Origin of the sequence: Planosporangium mesophilum (assembly GCF_016863255.1) — a bacterium.
Taxonomy (GTDB): Bacteria; Actinomycetota; Actinomycetes; order Mycobacteriales; family Micromonosporaceae; genus Planosporangium; species Planosporangium mesophilum.
In genome coordinates, this window is record NZ_BOON01000017.1 from 195000 (window position 1) to 211770 (window position 16771).

Annotated in this window: 16 protein-coding genes; 12 read left to right on the forward strand and 4 right to left on the reverse strand. The window is 71.1% G+C overall.

The genetic code is table 11. The features are described from left to right. Positions 1 to 9: 9 nt before the first annotated feature. Both Pme01_RS09610 and Pme01_RS09615 read right to left on the reverse strand, forming a co-directional pair. Positions 10 to 1662 carry a GTPase gene (locus Pme01_RS09610; RefSeq protein WP_168113709.1) on the reverse strand — a complete coding sequence of 551 codons (1653 nt, stop codon included), beginning with the start codon at positions 1660 to 1662 and terminating at the stop codon, positions 10 to 12. Positions 1663 to 1664: 2 nt separating this feature from the next. Further along, complete coding sequence (locus Pme01_RS09615) at positions 1665 to 3542, reverse strand: GTPase family protein (RefSeq protein ID WP_203935511.1); 1878 nt, start codon at positions 3540 to 3542, stop codon at positions 1665 to 1667. A gap of 217 nt (positions 3543 to 3759) precedes the next feature. Here Pme01_RS09615 and dnaK point away from each other — a divergent pair, with 217 nt between their 5' ends. The 4 genes from dnaK to Pme01_RS09635 all read left to right on the forward strand — a co-directional run bounded on the left by dnaK (position 3760) and on the right by Pme01_RS09635 (position 8057). Next, positions 3760 to 5613: a molecular chaperone DnaK gene (gene dnaK, locus Pme01_RS09620; protein ID WP_168113710.1), complete on the forward strand. Its 1854-nt coding sequence runs from the start codon at positions 3760 to 3762 to the stop codon at positions 5611 to 5613. After that, positions 5610 to 6326, forward strand: a complete 717-nt coding sequence (grpE, locus tag Pme01_RS09625; RefSeq protein ID WP_168113711.1) for a nucleotide exchange factor GrpE — start codon at positions 5610 to 5612, stop codon at positions 6324 to 6326. Before dnaK ends, grpE begins: the two co-directional genes overlap by 4 nt. A 76-nt stretch (positions 6327 to 6402) precedes the next feature. After that, positions 6403 to 7617: a molecular chaperone DnaJ gene (gene dnaJ, locus Pme01_RS09630; RefSeq protein ID WP_168113712.1), complete on the forward strand. Its 1215-nt coding sequence runs from the start codon at positions 6403 to 6405 to the stop codon at positions 7615 to 7617. Positions 7618 to 7625: 8 nt separating this feature from the next. Further along, positions 7626 to 8057, forward strand: a complete 432-nt coding sequence (locus Pme01_RS09635; RefSeq protein WP_373315478.1) for a heat shock protein transcriptional repressor HspR — start codon at positions 7626 to 7628, stop codon at positions 8055 to 8057. 22 nt (positions 8058 to 8079) lie between these two features. Here Pme01_RS09635 and Pme01_RS09640 read toward each other — a convergent pair whose 3' ends face one another. Next, positions 8080 to 8511, reverse strand: a complete 432-nt coding sequence (locus Pme01_RS09640) for a hypothetical protein (protein WP_168113713.1) — start codon at positions 8509 to 8511, stop codon at positions 8080 to 8082. A 158-nt stretch (positions 8512 to 8669) separates the two neighbouring features. Here Pme01_RS09640 and Pme01_RS09645 point away from each other — a divergent pair, with 158 nt between their 5' ends. The 8 genes from Pme01_RS09645 to Pme01_RS09680 all read left to right on the forward strand — a co-directional run bounded on the left by Pme01_RS09645 (position 8670) and on the right by Pme01_RS09680 (position 15876). Then, positions 8670 to 9260, forward strand: coding sequence for a DUF1707 SHOCT-like domain-containing protein (locus Pme01_RS09645; protein ID WP_203935512.1), 591 nt, complete (start codon positions 8670 to 8672; stop codon positions 9258 to 9260). A gap of 136 nt (positions 9261 to 9396) precedes the next feature. Further along, positions 9397 to 11988 carry an ATP-dependent chaperone ClpB gene (gene clpB, locus Pme01_RS09650; protein ID WP_168114070.1) on the forward strand — a complete coding sequence of 864 codons (2592 nt, stop codon included), beginning with the start codon at positions 9397 to 9399 and terminating at the stop codon, positions 11986 to 11988. Further along, positions 11985 to 12416 carry a hypothetical protein gene (locus Pme01_RS09655; RefSeq protein WP_239088109.1) on the forward strand — a complete coding sequence of 144 codons (432 nt, stop codon included), beginning with the start codon at positions 11985 to 11987 and terminating at the stop codon, positions 12414 to 12416. The genes clpB and Pme01_RS09655 overlap by 4 nt, the downstream gene beginning before the upstream one ends. A gap of 118 nt (positions 12417 to 12534) precedes the next feature. Further along, positions 12535 to 13143 carry a hypothetical protein gene (locus Pme01_RS09660; protein ID WP_168113714.1) on the forward strand — a complete coding sequence of 203 codons (609 nt, stop codon included), beginning with the start codon at positions 12535 to 12537 and terminating at the stop codon, positions 13141 to 13143. A gap of 8 nt (positions 13144 to 13151) precedes the next feature. Beyond that, positions 13152 to 13964, forward strand: coding sequence for an SDR family NAD(P)-dependent oxidoreductase (locus tag Pme01_RS09665; protein ID WP_168114072.1), 813 nt, complete (start codon positions 13152 to 13154; stop codon positions 13962 to 13964). A 243-nt stretch (positions 13965 to 14207) separates the two neighbouring features. After that, positions 14208 to 14747, forward strand: a complete 540-nt coding sequence (gene pyrE, locus Pme01_RS09670; protein ID WP_168113715.1) for an orotate phosphoribosyltransferase — start codon at positions 14208 to 14210, stop codon at positions 14745 to 14747. 57 nt (positions 14748 to 14804) lie between these two features. Beyond that, on the forward strand, positions 14805 to 15185 hold the full coding sequence (locus Pme01_RS09675) for an ArsR/SmtB family transcription factor (RefSeq protein WP_168113716.1): 381 nt from the start codon (positions 14805 to 14807) through the stop codon (positions 15183 to 15185). A 73-nt stretch (positions 15186 to 15258) separates the two neighbouring features. Further along, the gene (locus tag Pme01_RS09680; protein ID WP_275408512.1) at positions 15259 to 15876 is read left to right on the forward strand and encodes a class II aldolase/adducin family protein; all 618 of its coding nucleotides are present in this window, start codon (positions 15259 to 15261) and stop codon (positions 15874 to 15876) included. 93 nt (positions 15877 to 15969) lie between these two features. Here the strand turns inward: Pme01_RS09680 and Pme01_RS09685 are convergent, their stop codons facing one another. Further along, on the reverse strand, positions 15970 to 16704 hold the full coding sequence (locus tag Pme01_RS09685) for a DedA family protein (protein ID WP_168113718.1): 735 nt from the start codon (positions 16702 to 16704) through the stop codon (positions 15970 to 15972). Positions 16705 to 16771: the final 67 nt, after the last annotated feature.

A 16771-nucleotide genomic window follows, 5' to 3' on the forward strand; every position in this document is an offset into this window, starting at 1 on the left:
TGTGAAACGTTACCGGCCCCGGACCGCGCGCAGGGCGGTTCGGGCGTCCGCGTACGCGTGCAGCACGTCGCGTACGGGCGCGACGACCAGCTCCCGGCCGACCTCGCGGACGGCGGCGTGCAGCCGGGTGGCCGCCCGCGCCGCGGCGCGTCGGGAGCCGAGCCCGATCAGCGGCCGGACCACGGCTGACACCAGTACCCCGGCGAGCAGCCCGCCGAACAGCAGGACCGTCGCCAGCGGCACCCGGCCGACGTTCGGGCCGGGCAGCTCCGGCAGGCCGAGCGCGAAGAACACGTACCGGACCGCCAGCCACGCCAGGCCGACCAGCGCGACGAGGGTGGCAGCCCACTGGAGTACGCCGACGAACCGCCACCAGGCCGGCCGGCGGCTCACGCCGAGGTCGGTACGCGCGATCACGACGTCGAGCTCGTCGGGCAGGTCGTCGGCGCGCGACCGGGCCGCGTCCAGGATCGCACCGGGCCACGGCTCGGGCAGGCCGGCGCCGGCCCGGTCGCCAAGGGCGCGCAGCGCCAGCCCCACCGCCGCACGCTCGGCGGGCGCGGCCGGCGGCAACGAGGTGGCCTCGGTGACCGCCGCACCGGCATCGCCCAGCCGCAGCCGCCGCAGCGGGTCCGGGCGCAGCCGGCCCAGCCAGCGCGACACCGGCCAGCCCATCTCGGCCAGGGCGCGGCGGCGGTACGCGCGCCGGGTGGCGTCCGTGACCATCGGTACCCCGGCCGCGCCGGCCAGGGCCGTGGTCAGGGTCTCGATGCTCTCCCGGTCGACGCTGTGCTCCGCCGCCTCCGGGCCGAGCAGCGGCTCGAAGGCGGCGACCACGTCGTCCAGGTCACCGCCGAGCCGCTCCAGCGCCGCCCGCCGCTTCGCGACCGCGCCCTCCAGCAGGTCGCGCAGTTGCCGCGGGCCGGGCCGGTCCACCGCGGAGGTGGCGAGCACCGGTACGCCGTCGAGCCCGTCGGTGGTCAGCAGCCGCTTCAGGTCCTCCAGGCAGCGCTCGGCGTCGGCCGGTTCCAACCGGTCGGTCTGGTTGAGGACGACCACGGTGACGTCGCGGTGCCGGGCGAAGTGCGACAGGTACCGCTCGTGCACGACCCGGTCGGCGTACTTCTGCGGGTCGAGCACCCAGATCACCAGGTCGACCAGGGACAGCAGCCGGTCGGACTCGACGCGGTGCGCCTCCTCGACGGAGTCGAAGTCGGGCAGGTCGAGCAGGACCAGCCCGCGCAGCTTGCGCTCGTCGTCGCCGTCCAGGGCGCTCTCCCGGCGGAACCGGCGCGACGGCGGTACGCCCAGCCACTCGAGCAGCTCGCCGCTGTGCTCGGCGCCCCACACGCAGGCGTGCGCCACCCCGGTCGTCGGCCGGCGTACCCCCACCTGGGACAGCTGCAGCCGGGCCAGCGCGTTGAACAGGCTCGACTTGCCGCTGCCGGTCGCACCGGCGAGGGCCACCACGGTGTGCTCCCGGGACAGCCCCATTCGCTGCCCGGCGCGGTCGACGACGGTACGGGCGGGAGCGAGTCGCTCCTCGGGCAGGTGGTCGTCGACCGCCCGCAGGAACCGGCGCAGCGCCTCCACCCGGTTCGGGACGTCGGACAGTTCGGACCGGCCCGTGGTGTCCCGGCGCCACGCGGTGTCCAGGATCATGACTACACCCCGTTCAGGGTCGGCTTCGGCAATCCGCCGCCGCCGGGTAGCAGGGTAGCCGCCCGCGCGGCCTGCGTGGTCGTCGCGGCCCGGCGCAGCCGATCGGCCGCCGTCGGGTCGATGCCGGCGTTGTCGAGTACGGCCAGGAAGCGGTCGGCCTCCTCCTTGAGCAGCGTGGAGATCCGGGCCAGCAGGTCCTGCCGCGCCTTGTCGGCGAGGTCCCGGATCGCCTGGTCTCCGAAGATCGCTTCGAGCACCTTCTGCGCGGCCACCGTGGTGCCGCCGGCGACCGCGATCTCCAGGCCGGTCGGGATGAACGACGTCGCGACGAAGACGCTCACCATCACCAGCAGGCCCGTCGCGTTGACCGCGAAGGCGCCGGCCTTGGCCGCCTTGCGCTTGCCGCCGGCCTCCTTACGTACCAGGTCCAGCACGCCCCGCTGCCAGTCGCGGACCATCCGCTCGACCCGCTCGGGCAGGTCGGCCGAGGACGCGGTCAGTTCGATCGCCGCCTCGGGCTTCTCCAGCAGCGCCGCGCCGGCGGGGTGCGCCCGCCAGGCGGCGACGGCCCGTTCGCTCGCGTCGGCGGCGGCGTTGCGGACCAGGACCACCAGCCCGGAGCCCAGCGCCGCCTGCAGCTGCTGGGCCGGCTCCGACCGACCGGTTATCGCCGCAGCCATCCGGTCGCGTGCCCGTCCCACCTTGGCCTGCAGCCCGCGCATCAGCTCGCCGGTGCCCACCAGGTCCTGCCACCGGGCGAGAACCTCGCCGCGCAGCAGCGCGCCGTCGCGGACGCCCTGCTCGACGGCTGTCCCGGCGTCGCGGTAGGCGGCGCTCACCGCGGCCGCGAGAACGTCCGCGGCGTCGACCTGCTCGGTGGCGGCGACCGCGAGCCGTTCGACGGCGGGCCCGAGCGCGGCGACGGCGCCGTCGACGGTCTGGCGGACCACGGAGGCCCGCGCGGCCGCGGACTGCGCCAGCTCCGCGAACCAGTCCCGCAGCGGCGTCACGATCCGGTCCGGGAGCAGTCCCTGCTCCAGCCGGGTCTCGGGCAGCACGAACAGGGGCGCGGCGCCCAGGTCGTTGGCGCGCAGCATGCCGGTCAGGTGCGGCCCGATCGCGTCGGCGGCGCCCGACGGCACCCGGTCGAGGACCAGGGCGATGGCCGTGCCCCGGTCGCGCGCGGTGCGCAGCAGCTCCCACGGCACGGCGTCCGCGTACCGGGCCGCCGTGGTCACGAACAGCCACAGGTCGGCCGCGGCGAGAAGCTGTACGGCGAGCGCCCGGTTGGCGTCGACCACCGAGTCGATGTCGGGCGCGTCCAGGAAGGCGAGCCCCGGAGTGAGGCCCTCGGACGGTACGACCTGGAGGGCATCGGTGCCGGACGGCCGGCCCGTGGTCCGCTCCAGGCCGGGCAGCAGCCGCGCCTCGGTGAACCAGGGCGCGTCGTCGGGGTGGCAGACGAGGACGGGGGCCCGGGTCGTGGGCCGCAGCACGCCGGCTTCGCTGACCGTCGCCCGTACCAGGCTGTTGACCAGCGTGGACTTGCCCGCCCCGGTGGAGCCGCCGACGACCACGAGCAGCGGTGCGTCCAGCCGGCCGAGCCGGGGGAGTAGGTAGTCGTCGAGCTGGTCGCGGATCGCCGAGGCCTCGCCGAGCGCCTCCTCGGCGCTCGGCAGTGCCAGCGGGTACCGGATCCCGGCCACCGTGTCGCGCACGTCGCCGAGGGCGCCGACCAGGCGTTCTACCCTCGGCGCGACAGCATTGCCCGACGGCTCGGCCCGAGGGCCGGAGCGGGCCGCGGACGTGCTGGTGGAAGGCTCGTCCGCCGACGCGGACCGGCTGGATCGGGCGAGCGTCGGATCGCCCTGCGTGGTCACGCGTCAAGCGTGCACGATCAAGCCCTGACCAGACAATGCGGGGGTACGTATCTGTCGATCCGTTTGCCCGATTCCGCCATGACGGGAGCCCTCCGTGAGGCACGGATCACGAGTATGCGCGTAGGGTTGCGCGTGGTCGGCTCAACTGTGGCATCATTGAGTCCGGTTAACTCAACTTAACGACGGGGATCTCCCCGGCCACTGGAGGAACGAAAACATGGCACGTGCGGTCGGCATCGACCTCGGTACCACCAACTCGGTGGTCAGCGTCCTCGAAGGTGGCGAACCCACCGTGATCGCGAATGCCGAGGGAGCCCGGACGACGCCGTCTATCGTCGCCTTCGCCCGCAACGGCGAGGTGCTCGTGGGTGAGGTCGCCAAGCGTCAGGCGGTGACGAACCCCGACCGGACCATCCGCTCGGTCAAGCGCGAGATGGGCACCAACTGGTCGCTCGACATCGACGGCAAGAAGTACACCCCGCAGGAGATCTCCGCGCGGGTGCTGATGAAGCTCAAGCGGGACGCGGAGTCCTACCTCGGCGAGCAGATCGCCGACGCGGTGATCACCGTCCCGGCCTACTTCAACGACGCGCAGCGGCAGGCCACCAAGGAGGCGGGCGAGATCGCCGGCTTCAACGTGCTGCGTATCGTCAACGAGCCCACCGCCGCCGCCCTGGCGTACGGGCTGGACAAGGGATCCAAGGAGCAGACCGTCCTGGTCTTCGACCTGGGTGGTGGCACGTTCGACGTCTCCCTGCTGGAGCTGGGCGAGGGTGTCATCGAGGTCAAGGCGACCGCCGGTAACAACCACCTCGGCGGCGACGACTGGGACGAGCGGATCATCGACCACCTGGTCAAGACGTTCCGCGGCCAGCACGGCATCGACCTGTCGCAGGACAAGATGGCGATGCAGCGGCTCAAGGAGGCGGCCGAGAAGGCCAAGATCGAGCTGTCCGCCGCCACCACGACCAGCATCAACCTGCCCTACATCACCGCCGGCCCGGCGGGCCCGCTGCACATGGACACCCAGCTGTCGCGCGCGGAGTTCCAGCGCATGAGCCAGGACCTGCTCGACTCCTGCAAGGGCCCGTTCGAGCAGGCGATCAAGGACGCGGGGATCCGGGTCAGCGACGTCGACCACGTCATCCTGGTCGGCGGCTCGACCCGTATGCCGGCCGTCTCCGACCTGGTCAAGCAGCTCACCGGCAAGGAGCCCAACAAGGGCGTCAACCCGGACGAGGTCGTCGCCGTCGGCGCCGCGCTGCAGGCCGGCGTGCTCAAGGGCGAGGTCAAGGACGTCCTGCTCCTCGACGTCACGCCGCTGTCGCTGGGTATCGAGACCAAGGGCGGCATCTTCACCAAGCTCATCGAGCGCAACACCACGATCCCGACCAAGCGTTCGGAGATCTTCACGACCGCCGACGACAACCAGCCGTCCGTGCTGATCCAGGTGTTCCAGGGTGAGCGGGAGATCGCGGCCTACAACAAGAAGCTCGGCACGTTCGAGTTGACCGGCCTGCCGCCGGCGCCGCGCGGCGTACCGCAGATCGAGGTCACGTTCGACATCGACGCCAACGGCATCGTGCACGTCGGCGCCAAGGACCTCGGCACCGGCAAGGAGCAGTCGATGACGATCACCGGCGGCTCGGCGCTGCCGAAGGACGACATCGAGCGGATGATGCGCGACGCGCAGGACCACGCCGACGAGGACAAGCGGCGCAAGGAGGAGGCGGAGACCCGCAACCTCGCCGAGGCGCTGCAGTGGCAGACCGAGAAGTTCCTGGCCGAGAGCGGCGACAAGTTGCCGTCCGAGGTCAAGGACGAGATCAACGAGGCGCTCGGCGAGCTGCGTGGCGCGCTCGGCGGCTCCGACATCGAGCGGATCAAGCAGGCCCAGGAGAAGCTCGCCACCGTCTCGCAGAAGGCCGGCTCGGCGCTGTACGAGCAGCAGTCGGCGGCCGGGGCGGACGCGGATGCCGGTACGGCCGGTGGCGCGACCGGTTCGGGCCCGCAGGCGGCGAAGGACGACGTCGTGGACGCTGAGATCGTCGACGAGGACGACAAGCGGTGACCGAGTCCCGCCGCACGGACTCCGGTTCCCGGCCGGACGCGACCGAGTCGCGCCGGCCGGGAACCGCCGGGGCCGGCCGGCACGCCGCCGGCGCGCCGGAGGAGTCGGCAGAGGAACGGGTCGTCATTCGGGACAAGCGGAAGATGAAAGTGCCTGACGGAAAGCACACGAAGAGTACGGAAGCGGACGCCGACGAGACGGCGGCCCGGAGCGGGGCCGAGGCGCAGCCGGACGCGCCGGCCGGCGATGTGGTCGAGGAGCCTGCGGCCTCGCCGCTCGGCGCCGAGCTGGAGTCGCTGCGGACCGAGCTCGACGAGCGGACCAGGGACCTGCAGCGGGTCACCGCCGAGTACGCCAACTACCGCAAGCGCGTCGAGCGCGACCGGGCGTTGGTGGGCGAGCAGGCGACCGGCAACGTGCTCGCCGCGCTCCTGCCCGTACTCGACGACCTGGACCGGGCCCGTGACCACGGTGACCTGGTCGGTCCCTTCGGCACCGTGGCCGATCAGCTCACCACCGCGCTGTCGAAGTTCGGCCTCACCCCGTTCGGGTCGAAGGGCGATCTGTTCGACCCGAACCGCCACGAGGCGGTCGCCCACCTCACCTCGGCCGAGGTGACGGAGCCGACCTGCGTCGACGTCATGCGCCGTGGCTACCTGCTCGGCGAGCGGTTGCTGCGGCCGGCGCTGGTCGCCGTAGCCGACCCCGAGTGATCAACCATCGTGCCGGTCGCGGTGCCGCTCCGGCGGCACCGCGACCGGTGACCACCTTCGATCAGGAGGCCCCCCGGTGAGTTCCAAGGACTGGCTGGAGAAGGACTTCTACGCTGTCCTCGGCGTCGCCAAGTCGGCCTCCACCGACGAGATCAAGAAGGCGTACCGCAAGCTCGCCCGCGACCTGCACCCCGACCACAACCCCGGGGACAAGAAGGCCGAGGAGCGCTTCAAGGACGTCTCCGAGGCGTACGGCGTCCTCTCCGACGAGCGCAAGCGCAAGGAGTACGACGAGATGCGCGCCCTGTTCGGGTCGGGCGCGTTCCGGCGCAGCGCCCGCGCCGGGGCCGGCGGCGGTGCCGGTGCCGGCGTCCCGTTCGACCTGTCCGACCTGTTCGGGGCCGGTGCCGGGGCGGGCGCCGGTGACCGGCGGTTCGGCGGCGGCGGCGGCGGGTTCTCCGACCTGTTCGGTTCGATCTTCTCCGGTGGCGGCGGCGGGACGGGCCGCCGGGGTGCCGGCCGTGGCCGCGACGTCGAGGCCGAGGTGACGCTGTCGTTCGCCGACGCGGTGCGGGGCGTCACCATGCCGCTCACGCTCCGGACGCCGGGCGTCTGCGACACCTGCCACGGCAGCGGCGCGGCGCCGGGCAGCAAGACCCGGCAGTGCCCGGCCTGCCACGGCTCCGGCCTGGTCACCAGCAACCAGGGCGCGTTCAGCTTCTCCGAGCCGTGCCGGGAGTGCCAGGGCGTCGGCAGCATCGTCGAGGAGAAGTGTCCCGAGTGCCGTGGCACCGGCGGGGTCACCAAGACCCGTACCCTCAACGTCCGCATCCCCCCGGGGGTGAACGACGGTCAGCGCATCCGGCTGTCCGGCCGGGGTGAGCCGGGTGAGCGCGGCGGCGCGGCCGGTGACCTGTACGTCTTGATCAAGGTCAAGGCGGATGAGATCTTCGAACGCAAGGGTGACGACCTTGCCCTGACCGTGCCGATCACCTTCGCCGAGGCGGTGTTCGGCACCGACCTGCGGGTGCCGACCATGGACGGCGCGGTGACCGTCCGGGTGCCACCGGGCACTCCCGGTGGGCGGACCCTGAGGGTACGCGGGAAGGGCGTCGCCACCCGGTCCGGGAGTACCGGAGACCTGCTCGTCACCGTGGACGTGCAGGTGCCCAAGGACCTGTCCGAACAGGCGCGCAAGGCGCTCCAGGAGTTCGCCGACGCGACTCCGCCCGCATCCCGCGAGCGACTCGACGACGCCGCCCGACGGATGACCGGAGGGAGCCGCTCGTGAACGAACACGTGGAACAGGTCGTGATCGGCGTCGAGTCCGACGACAAGGTGCTGATCATCTCGGTGGCGGCGCGGATGGCCGGCATGCACCCGCAGACCCTGCGCCAGTACGACCGGCTCGGGCTGGTACAGCCGGGCCGGTCGTCGGGCGGCGGCCGGCGGTACAGCCCCCGCGACGTCGCACTGCTGCGGGAGATCCAGCGGCTGAGCCAGGAGGACGGGGTCAACCTGGCCGGCATCAAGCGGATCATCGAACTGGAGCAGCTCGTCACCGTACTCCAGGAGCGGCTCGCGGACGCGCGGACGGAGCTGGCCGAGGCGCGGCAGCGGATCGCTCAACTGGAGGCCGGCAGCGCGTTCCCGCGCCGGGATCTGGTACCGCTGTCCCGCAGCCAGACCGCGCTGGTCGTGTGGCGCCCGAGCCGGCCGGCCGGCCAGTAGCGGCGTCAGCCGCGGTAGTGCCTCAACCGATGCGGCGCGGGTTGCGGACCAGGTCGCCCTCGCACCAGTCGCGGTACTCGAACAGGTCCGGTCGGGCCAGCAGCATCCGTACGTTGTGCGCCCAGACCATCAGCACCTCGTCGCCGACCTGCTCGGCGTGCTCGATGAACTTGCGCAGCCGGCGGCGCGGGTGCGCCCGGAAGTTGGTACGGATGGCATCGGCCGCGTAGATGTACAGGCAGTGCAGCGCGAAGCGGCGCGCGGGACAGCTCTGGTCGGCGGCGAGGTCGAAGAGCGTGCCGATGAGTCGGTCACCGGAGACGAGCAGATCCCAGTCCGGGGGCAGGGTGTGGAGCATCGTCGGGTCGGGGTGGTAGGCCCAGGCGCGCAGCTCCGCGGGGGTCGGGTCGACCGGATTCGCGAAGCCGCGAAAAGGCGCTTGTTGAACACTCACCGCTATCTCCTTGGCCAGTCTGACTCCGCGTGTCCTGGCAGGATCGGCGTCACCGTAGCCGGTCAGGCGTCGTTTACGGAAGAGCCCGAGGTGCCGTCCCGGCTGCTCCGGGCCGCAGCACTCCATGATAGGTCGGCCGTGCCGGTACATTGCCCCCTGTGACCGGCGAATTGATGCCCTCCAACCGCGAGATGCGGCTGTCCGATGCCGACCGGGAGCGGGTGGTCGGCTGGCTCAACGCCGCCGTCACCGAGGGGCGACTGACCCTGGCTGAGTTCGAGGAACGTGTCGACGCGGTGCTGCGCGCCAAGACGTACGGCGAGGTGGAGCCGCACCTGGCCGACCTGCCGGTGGGGATGGCGTCCGGTGGGCGGCCGTCGCGGGACCTCGTCGAGCTGCGCAGCACCGCCGCGTCCCTCACGCGCCGGGGACGGTGGGCCGTCCCGCGCCGCCTCGTCGTGCGGAACAAGGCCGGTTCGGTCAAGCTCGACTTCGCCGAGGCCGTGATCGACCACCCGGTGGTGGAGATCGACGTGAACGTGCTGGCCGGAAACACCGTGCTGATCCTTCCCGCCGGGGCGACCGCCGACATCGACGACGTGCGGATGACGGCGGGTCATGCGAGATCGACGGTGCCGGCGAGCTACGACGTGCCCGACGGGCGTCCGCGCTTCGTGGTGACCGGCTCGCAGAAGGCCGGCAACCTGACGGTCCGGTACCGACGCCGCTTCCTGCGCTGGAGCTGGTAGCTCGGGGCGCGGTTCGACGGGGTGGCGACGGTGGTCGCCACCCCGTCGGTGTGTGCGCGTTCTCATGGCGGATTGAAAGTTGAGTTGGATAGACTCAACCCCGGATTTGGGTCTACCGATGAAGTCCGAGGAGCCGATGAACGCCGAACGCCTCACCACGAAGAGCCGCGAGGTCATCAAGGCGGCTGTCGACACCGCCGCATCCCGCGGCCACGCCACGGTCGAGCCGTGGCATCTGCTGCTCGCCCTGCTGGACACCGGCGGGTCGACCGCCGCCGGGCTGCTGCGCGCGGTCGGCGCCAACCCGGCCGACGTACGCCGTGAGGCCGTCCGCGCCGTCGAGAAGCTGCCTTCGGCCCGGGGTTCGTCCGTGGCGGAGCCGAGCATCGCGCGGGAGTTCGCCAACGCGATCGCCTCCGCCGAGCAGATCGCCCGGCCACTGGGCGACGAGTACGTCTCCACCGAGCACCTGCTGGCCGGCCTGGCCCGGGTCGGCGGCGCGGTCGGCAACGCCCTGCGCCGGGTGGGCGCGACCGAGGAGAGCCTGGTCGCCGCGTTCCCGCAGGTACGCGGCGGTGACCGGCGGGTCACCACCGCGGACCCCGAGGAGGGCTACCAGGCCCTGGCGAAGTACGGCGTCGACCTGACCGAGCTCGCCCGCGAGGGCAAGATCGACCCGGTCATCGGGCGGGACTCCGAGATCCGCCGCGTGATCCAGGTGCTCTCCCGGCGTACCAAGAACAACCCGGTCCTGATCGGCGAGCCCGGCGTGGGTAAGACCGCGATCGTGGAGGGCCTGGCCCAGCGCATCGTCGCCGGCGACGTACCGGAGTCGCTGCGCGACAAGCGGCTGGTCTCGCTCGACCTCGGCGCCATGGTCGCCGGCGCGCAGTACCGGGGGCAGTTCGAGGAGCGTCTCAAGAGCGTCCTGGAGGAGATCAAGAACTCCAACGGGAAGGTCATCACCTTCCTCGACGAGCTGCACACCGTCGTCGGCGCGGGCAAGGCCGAGGGCTCGATGGACGCCGGCAACATGCTCAAGCCCATGCTCGCCCGCGGCGAGCTGCGCATGGTGGGCGCGACAACGCTCGACGAGTACCGCGAGCACATCGAGAAGGACCCGGCGCTGGAGCGGCGTTTCCAGCCGGTCCTCGTCGGCGAGCCCACCGTCACCGACACCATCGGCATCCTGCGCGGCCTGAAGGAGCGCTACGAGGTGCACCACGGCGTGCGGATCACCGACGCCGCGCTGGTCGCCGCCGCGGCGCTCTCCGACCGGTACATCACCGACCGCTTCCTGCCGGACAAGGCGATCGACCTCATCGACGAGGCCGCCTCACGGCTCCGGATGGAGATCGACTCGCGGCCGACCGAGGTGGACGAGGTCCAGCGGGCCGTCGACCGGCTCGCCATCGAGGAGATGGCGCTGGCGAAGGAGCCCGACCCGGCCAGCGTCCAGCGGCTGGAGAAGCTACGCGCGGAGCTGGCCGACCGCCGCGAGCAGCTCACCGCGCTGACCGAGCGGTGGCAGTTCGAGAAGCAGCACATCGCCGCGATCTCGTCCACGAAGGAGGAGCTGGAGCGGCTGCGCGGCGAGGCCGAGCGGGCCGAGCGCGACGCGGAGCTGGAGCGGGCCGCCGAGCTGCGGTACGCCCGCATCCCGGAGCTGGAGCGGCGGCTGACCAACGCCGAGGCGGAGCTGGCGGCGCTGCAGAGCGCCGGCGCGATGCTCAAGGAGGAGGTCGGCGCCGACGACATCGCCGCAGTCGTCGGCGCGTGGACCGGGATCCCGGCCGGCCGGCTGCTCGAGGGCGAGACCGCGAAGCTGCTGCGGATGGAGGAGTCCCTGCGGGCGCGGGTCGTCGGCCAGGACGAGGCGGTCGCGGCCGTCTCGGACGCGGTACGGCGCGCGCGGGCCGGCATCGCCGACCCCGACCGTCCGACCGGGTCGTTCCTGTTCCTCGGCCCGACCGGTGTCGGCAAGACCGAGCTGGCCAAGGCGCTCGCGGAGTTCCTGTTCGACGACGAGCGGGCGATGGTACGCATCGACATGAGCGAGTACGCCGAGAAGCACTCGGTGGCCCGCCTGCTCGGCGCCCCGCCCGGCTACGTGGGGTACGAGGAGGGCGGCCAGCTCACCGAGGCGGTTCGCCGGCGGCCGTACTCGGTGATCCTGCTCGACGAGGTCGAGAAGGCCCACCCCGACGTGTTCGACGTCCTGCTGCAGGTGCTCGACGACGGCCGGCTCACCGACGGCCAGGGGCGTACGGTCGACTTCCGCAACGCGATCCTGGTACTGACCTCGAACCTCGGCTCGCAGGTGATCGCCGACCCGACCCTGACCGAGGAGCAGCGCCGGGACGCCGTCATGGCGGTGGTACGCGAGCACTTCAAGCCCGAGTTCCTCAACCGGCTCGACGACATCGTGGTGTTCGCGGCCCTGGCCGGCGACCACCTCAAGTCGATCGTCGGCATCCAGCTCGCCCGGCTGGCCCGGCGGCTGGCCGACCGCCGGCTGGTCCTCGACGTCTCCGACGTGGCGCGAGATTGGCTGGCCAGTAATGGGTATGACCCCATCTACGGTGCCCGCCCGCTGCGCCGGCTGATCCAGACCGCGATCGGCGACCAGTTGGCCAAGGCGCTGCTGGGCGGTGAGGTCCGCGACGGTGACCGCGTCGTGGTGGATCTGGCCGACGACAAGAGAGCGTTGACGGTCCGCGCTGCGTGACCGTTTTCTCTAGCGATCTCGGACGCCTGCGCGACCCGCAGCACGCGCAGGCGTCCAGGATCGCCGTCGAAGGGAGCGACATGGAGGAGCTCGAGCGGAATCTGCGCGAACTGGAGCAGGCCGAGGTGGTCGCGTTCGGCGGAGTCGGTTTCGCCGGCGAGGTGTTGTCGGTGACCAGGGCGTTCGACGCCGTGGCCGACGAGTGCGGTGCGGCACTGCGACCGCGGCTGGAGCGCCTGCTCGACCGGGGATCGGCGGCCGGGCGGGTGTACGCCGCCTTCCTCCTGGCGCGCTGCGACCGGCAGGCCGGTCGGGACGCGTGGCAGCGGCTGGCCGGCGACCGCTCCCCGGTCGAGACCTTCACGGGCTGCGTGAAGAACCGGACGACGATCGCCGAGTACGCGGCCGCCCAGCACGAGCCGGCCTGACCCGCCGGTAAACAGACCCGAACGGCCATGTGATCAGCCTCGCGTATTCGATCTCCACCGGATACCGTGTCCGCCGGATGTCCCGGGAGGCGCCGGGACACCCGGGGAGGAGACGTCGATGGCGTACGCCGCCGCGCCGGTGGAGCCCAAGAGGCGGCCTGCCGTCGTCACCGTCGCGTGCTGGCTGCTCTGCCTGGTCGCCGCGGCCCAGGTGCTGTCGGCCGTCGTCACCCTCAGCCAGTTGGGCGCGAGCAGGCAGGCGTACCGGGAGGTCTTCCTCGCGACGCCAATGAAGGGCGCCGAGGACATGTTCGTGGCGATCTCGGCCGCCTCCGCGGTGGGGTTCGGCCTGCTCCTGGGCGTCGGGTACGTCGTACTGGCGGTCCTGGACGGCCGGGGCCGGAATCCGGCCCGGATCATCACCTGGATCGTCGCCGGCCTGTCCGTCTGCATTTCCGTCGCCGGCCTCGCGCTGAATTCGGCCGCTCTGAGCACCGGTGGTACCGGCTCCGCCAACGGCGCTCCCAGCGGCCAGGAGATCCAGCAGGCGCTCGACAACGCCTGGCCGGGGTGGTACCAGCCGGTGCTCACCACGATCGGAGTCGTCTCCCTCGTCGGCCTGGTCGCGACGGTGGTCCTGCTCGCGCTGCCGGCCGCCAACCGGTTCTTCCGCAAGCCCGAACAGCCTGCGGCGTGGCAGCCGCCGGTCCCGCCGCCGACCGCCTGAGCACATCGATCCGGCACCTTTCACACGAGGAGACACTGGTGACCAAGACCGCACTGGTCACGGGGGCGACCGCCGGCATCGGCGCCGCGTTCGCGCGGCGGCTGGCCGTCGAGGGGTACGACCTGGTTCTGATCGCCCGTGACGAGGCGCGGCTGGTCGCGTTCGGTGCGGAGCTCGGTGACCGGCACGGCGTGACGGTGGTACCGATGGCCGCCGACCTGTCCACGACCGAGGGCTGCGAGCGGGTGGAGGCCCGGCTCGCGGACCCGGCGGCACCGGTCGACATGCTGGTCAACAATGCCGGGATCAGTCTCAACGCACCGTTCCTGCAGTCGACCGTGGATGGCGAGGAGAGACTGCTGCGGCTCAATGTCCACGCGGTCATGCGGCTCACCCTGGCGGCGCTGCCCGGAATGGTGGAGCGGCGTCGGGGTGAGATTGTGAACGTTTCATCGGTTGCGGGTTTCGGCACGCCGATGCCCGGCTCGACGTACTCGGCGAGCAAGGCGTGGGTGACTAACTTCAGTCAGTCGATCGCCGAGTCGGTCCGGTCGTCCCCGGTTCGGGTGATGGCGCTGTGCCCCGGCTACACCCGTACTGAATTTCACAATCGTGCCGGCATAAACATCTCGATGATGCCGGACTGGATGTGGCTGAGCGCCGAGGAGGTCGTTCGGGACGGCCTGCGCGATCTGCGGCGCGGAAAGATCGTCAGCGTGCCGGACTGGAAGTACAAAGTCGCGGTCTTCGGCCTGCGGCACCTGCCGCAGGGCCTGGTACGAACCGTGTCAAAAGACGCGCGCGGCCGCATCCAGCGGTAGACCTTTTGCACAAATTACGCATCTGAACCAATAATGTTTGGGATACGTCGGCGCTCTAGCACTCGATCATTGAGTCGCTGACACGATCGTCAGGAAAGCGACGCTCGTCACAACGATAGTCGTCAGTATCCGGCGTGTCGTTGGTGTACTGGTGGCCCCGGTCGCCCGGAACTGGAAGAATGTGACTGCCGGAATAGCGGGGCGTTCGTGTCCGTCGAACGCGTGACCAGTACGCTTTTCAGCATGACCGAACGTGACGACCTCGGTAAACTCATCACTGAACTGGCTGTGGTAAACGGCCGCGTGAGCTTGTCCTCGGGTGGCGAGGCGGATTTCTATGTGGACCTGCGCCGGATCACCCTCCATCACGCGGCCGCGCCGCTGGTCGGGCGGGTGATGCTCGATCTCGTCGCGGACTGGGAGTTTGACGTCGTGGGCGGGTTGACGCTGGGAGCCGATCCCGTCGCCACGGCTATGTTGCACGCGGCTGCCGCACGTGGCCGGGCGGTTGACGCGTGCGTCGTACGCAAGGCGGAGAAGGTCCATGGCTTGCAACGGCGGATCGAAGGGCCCGACGTGGCGGGACGGCGGGTGCTTGCCGTCGAGGACACCTCTACAACCGGCAAGAGCGTGTTGGCGGCGGTGGAGGCGTTTCAGCAGGCAGGAGCCGAGGTGGTAGGGGTGGCTGTGATCGTGGATCGAGGAGCGGGGGATGCGGTGCGATCCGCAGGGCTGAACTACCGCTCAGTATTCTCGTTGGCCCAGCTTGGCCTTGCGGTTTGAAAATTTGTCGATTCGGACCTGCGGATATGCAGGCGGGTCGATGCTGTTGGTGGAAGGATGGATTTCGTGGGAACTGCGCTGGCCGAGATGACAATGCCTCAGATTTCGCCGCTTGCCGGCGAACCGATCGATCGTGCTGACGCCGAGCGCCTCGCCGGGGTGCTCAAGGCGCTCGCCGATCCGGCCCGACTCAGGCTGCTGAGCCTGATCCAGTCGGCGCCGGAGGGCGAAGCCTGCGTCTGTGACTTGACCGCTCCGCTGGGCCTGTCCCAGCCGACGGTGAGCCACCACCTCCGCATCCTGACCGAGGCTGGACTGCTCGAGCGGGAGAAGCGGGGCGTGTGGGCGTTCTACCGGATCGTGCCGGCTGCGATCGGTACGATCGCCGACCTGCTCACGCCGCCGCGTAAGCGCGCCAGCAAGAAGTCGGCGCGCTGACCGGACATCACGCCCCTGGCCGGGGGCGGGTGTGAACTACGGCGCCGGAGATCCGCGCGACCAGCTCGCTCATGTGGGGAGCGAGGTGGTCCGCGCGGGTCTCGTCGTGGGCTCCGGTGGCAACCTGTCCGCCCGGGTGTCCGGCAACGGTGACTTCTGGGTCACCGCTGCCGGCACCTGGCTGGACCGGCTGGATCGGTCGGCGTTCGTCCGCGTCCGCATCGCGGACGGTGCGACCGTGTCGGACGACACCCATCCGCCGACCTCCGAGCTGCCGCTGCACCTGGCCACCTACCGCCGGCGGCCCGACGTGGCCGCGATCGTGCACCTGCACCCCCAGGCGGTACTGCTGCTGGACGCGCTCGGTGAGCAGATCCGGCTGGTCACCACCGATCACGCCTTCTACCTGCGCCGGGTCGTGACGACTCCGTTCCGGCTGCCGGGCACCGCGGAGCTGGCCGACGAGGCCGCGGCCGCGGCCGCCGACGGTACCAACTGCGTGATCCTCTCCCGTCACGGCTGCTCCGTCGTAGCCGACAGCGTGGAGCTGGCCCACAAGCGGGCGCTGTACCTGGAGGAGGCGGCCCGCCTCACGTACCAGGCGCTGGCCCTGGGCCGGGCCGGGACGCTGCCCGACTGCCCGCCCGAGTTCGTCCGGGCCGTCGAAGCGGGTACGCAGTCCACGGTGTGACCACGCACGCGGCAGGCCTTTCACAGTCGAACGCCCGGAGGAGATCGGTGCGATCTTCCTCCAGGCGCTCGCGGGACGAACTGAAGTCTGTGCTCAGGCCACGTCGTCGCGGCGTGGGGCCGCCATGGCCCGGGAGCGCCGGCGGTCGGCATAGCCCCGGCCGACCTCGATCATGATCGGGAGCGCCGAGAGCAGCACGATCAGCAGCGTGACCGGAATGATGTACGAGTCGATCTTCTCCGGTGGGATGACGTTCGTGATCTGCTTGGCGAGGGCCCAGCCGGCGAGGACGATGCCGTCGGTCCACAGGATCCCGCCGATCACGTTCCAGATGAAGAACTGCTTCGCGGGCATCCGCAGCACGCCGGCGACCGGGTTCAGGAACGTGCGGACGATCGGGATGAAGCGCGCGAGCACGACCGCCTTCGCCGGGCCGTACTTGTTGAAGTAGTACTCGGCCTTGTCCACGTACTCCTGCTTGAACAGCCGGGAGTTGGGCCGGTTGAACAGCGGCCGGCCGTACCGGGCGCCCAGCCAGTGCCCGAGCTGGGCGCCGGCGATCGCGCAGATCGGGGTGACCAGCAGCATCCAGGACAGCGGAAGCTGGATACCGACGATCTCCTTCGCGACGGGAGAGGCCGCGATCCCGGCCAGGAACAGCAGCGAGTCACCGGGCAGGAAAAAGCCGATCATCAGGCCGGTCTCGGCAAACATGATCACCCAGATGCCGACCAGGCCGAACGTCCTGAGCAGGCCCTTGGCGTCCAGAGGGTTGAGCGCAAGCGTGTCATTGAGGGCACGTGTCTTCTCGGCGGTATCCACGGGCAATGAGGTTACCTGTGCCCCGCACGTCCCGGCCTGGTCCAGGCACACCCGCACGCCAGGCTGCCGCCGT

Coding starts and splice junctions, on each gene's coding strand:
- Pme01_RS09610 (WP_168113709.1), bottom strand. CDS start 1,662: ATGATCCTGGACACCGCGTGGCGCCGGGACACCACGGGCCGGTCCGAA.
- clpB (WP_168114070.1), top strand. CDS start 9,397: ATGAACGCCGAACGCCTCACCACGAAGAGCCGCGAGGTCATCAAGGCG.
- dnaK (WP_168113710.1), top strand. CDS start 3,760: ATGGCACGTGCGGTCGGCATCGACCTCGGTACCACCAACTCGGTGGTC.
- Pme01_RS09675 (WP_168113716.1), top strand. CDS start 14,805: ATGGATTTCGTGGGAACTGCGCTGGCCGAGATGACAATGCCTCAGATT.
- pyrE (WP_168113715.1), top strand. CDS start 14,208: ATGACCGAACGTGACGACCTCGGTAAACTCATCACTGAACTGGCTGTG.
- Pme01_RS09660 (WP_168113714.1), top strand. CDS start 12,535: ATGGCGTACGCCGCCGCGCCGGTGGAGCCCAAGAGGCGGCCTGCCGTC.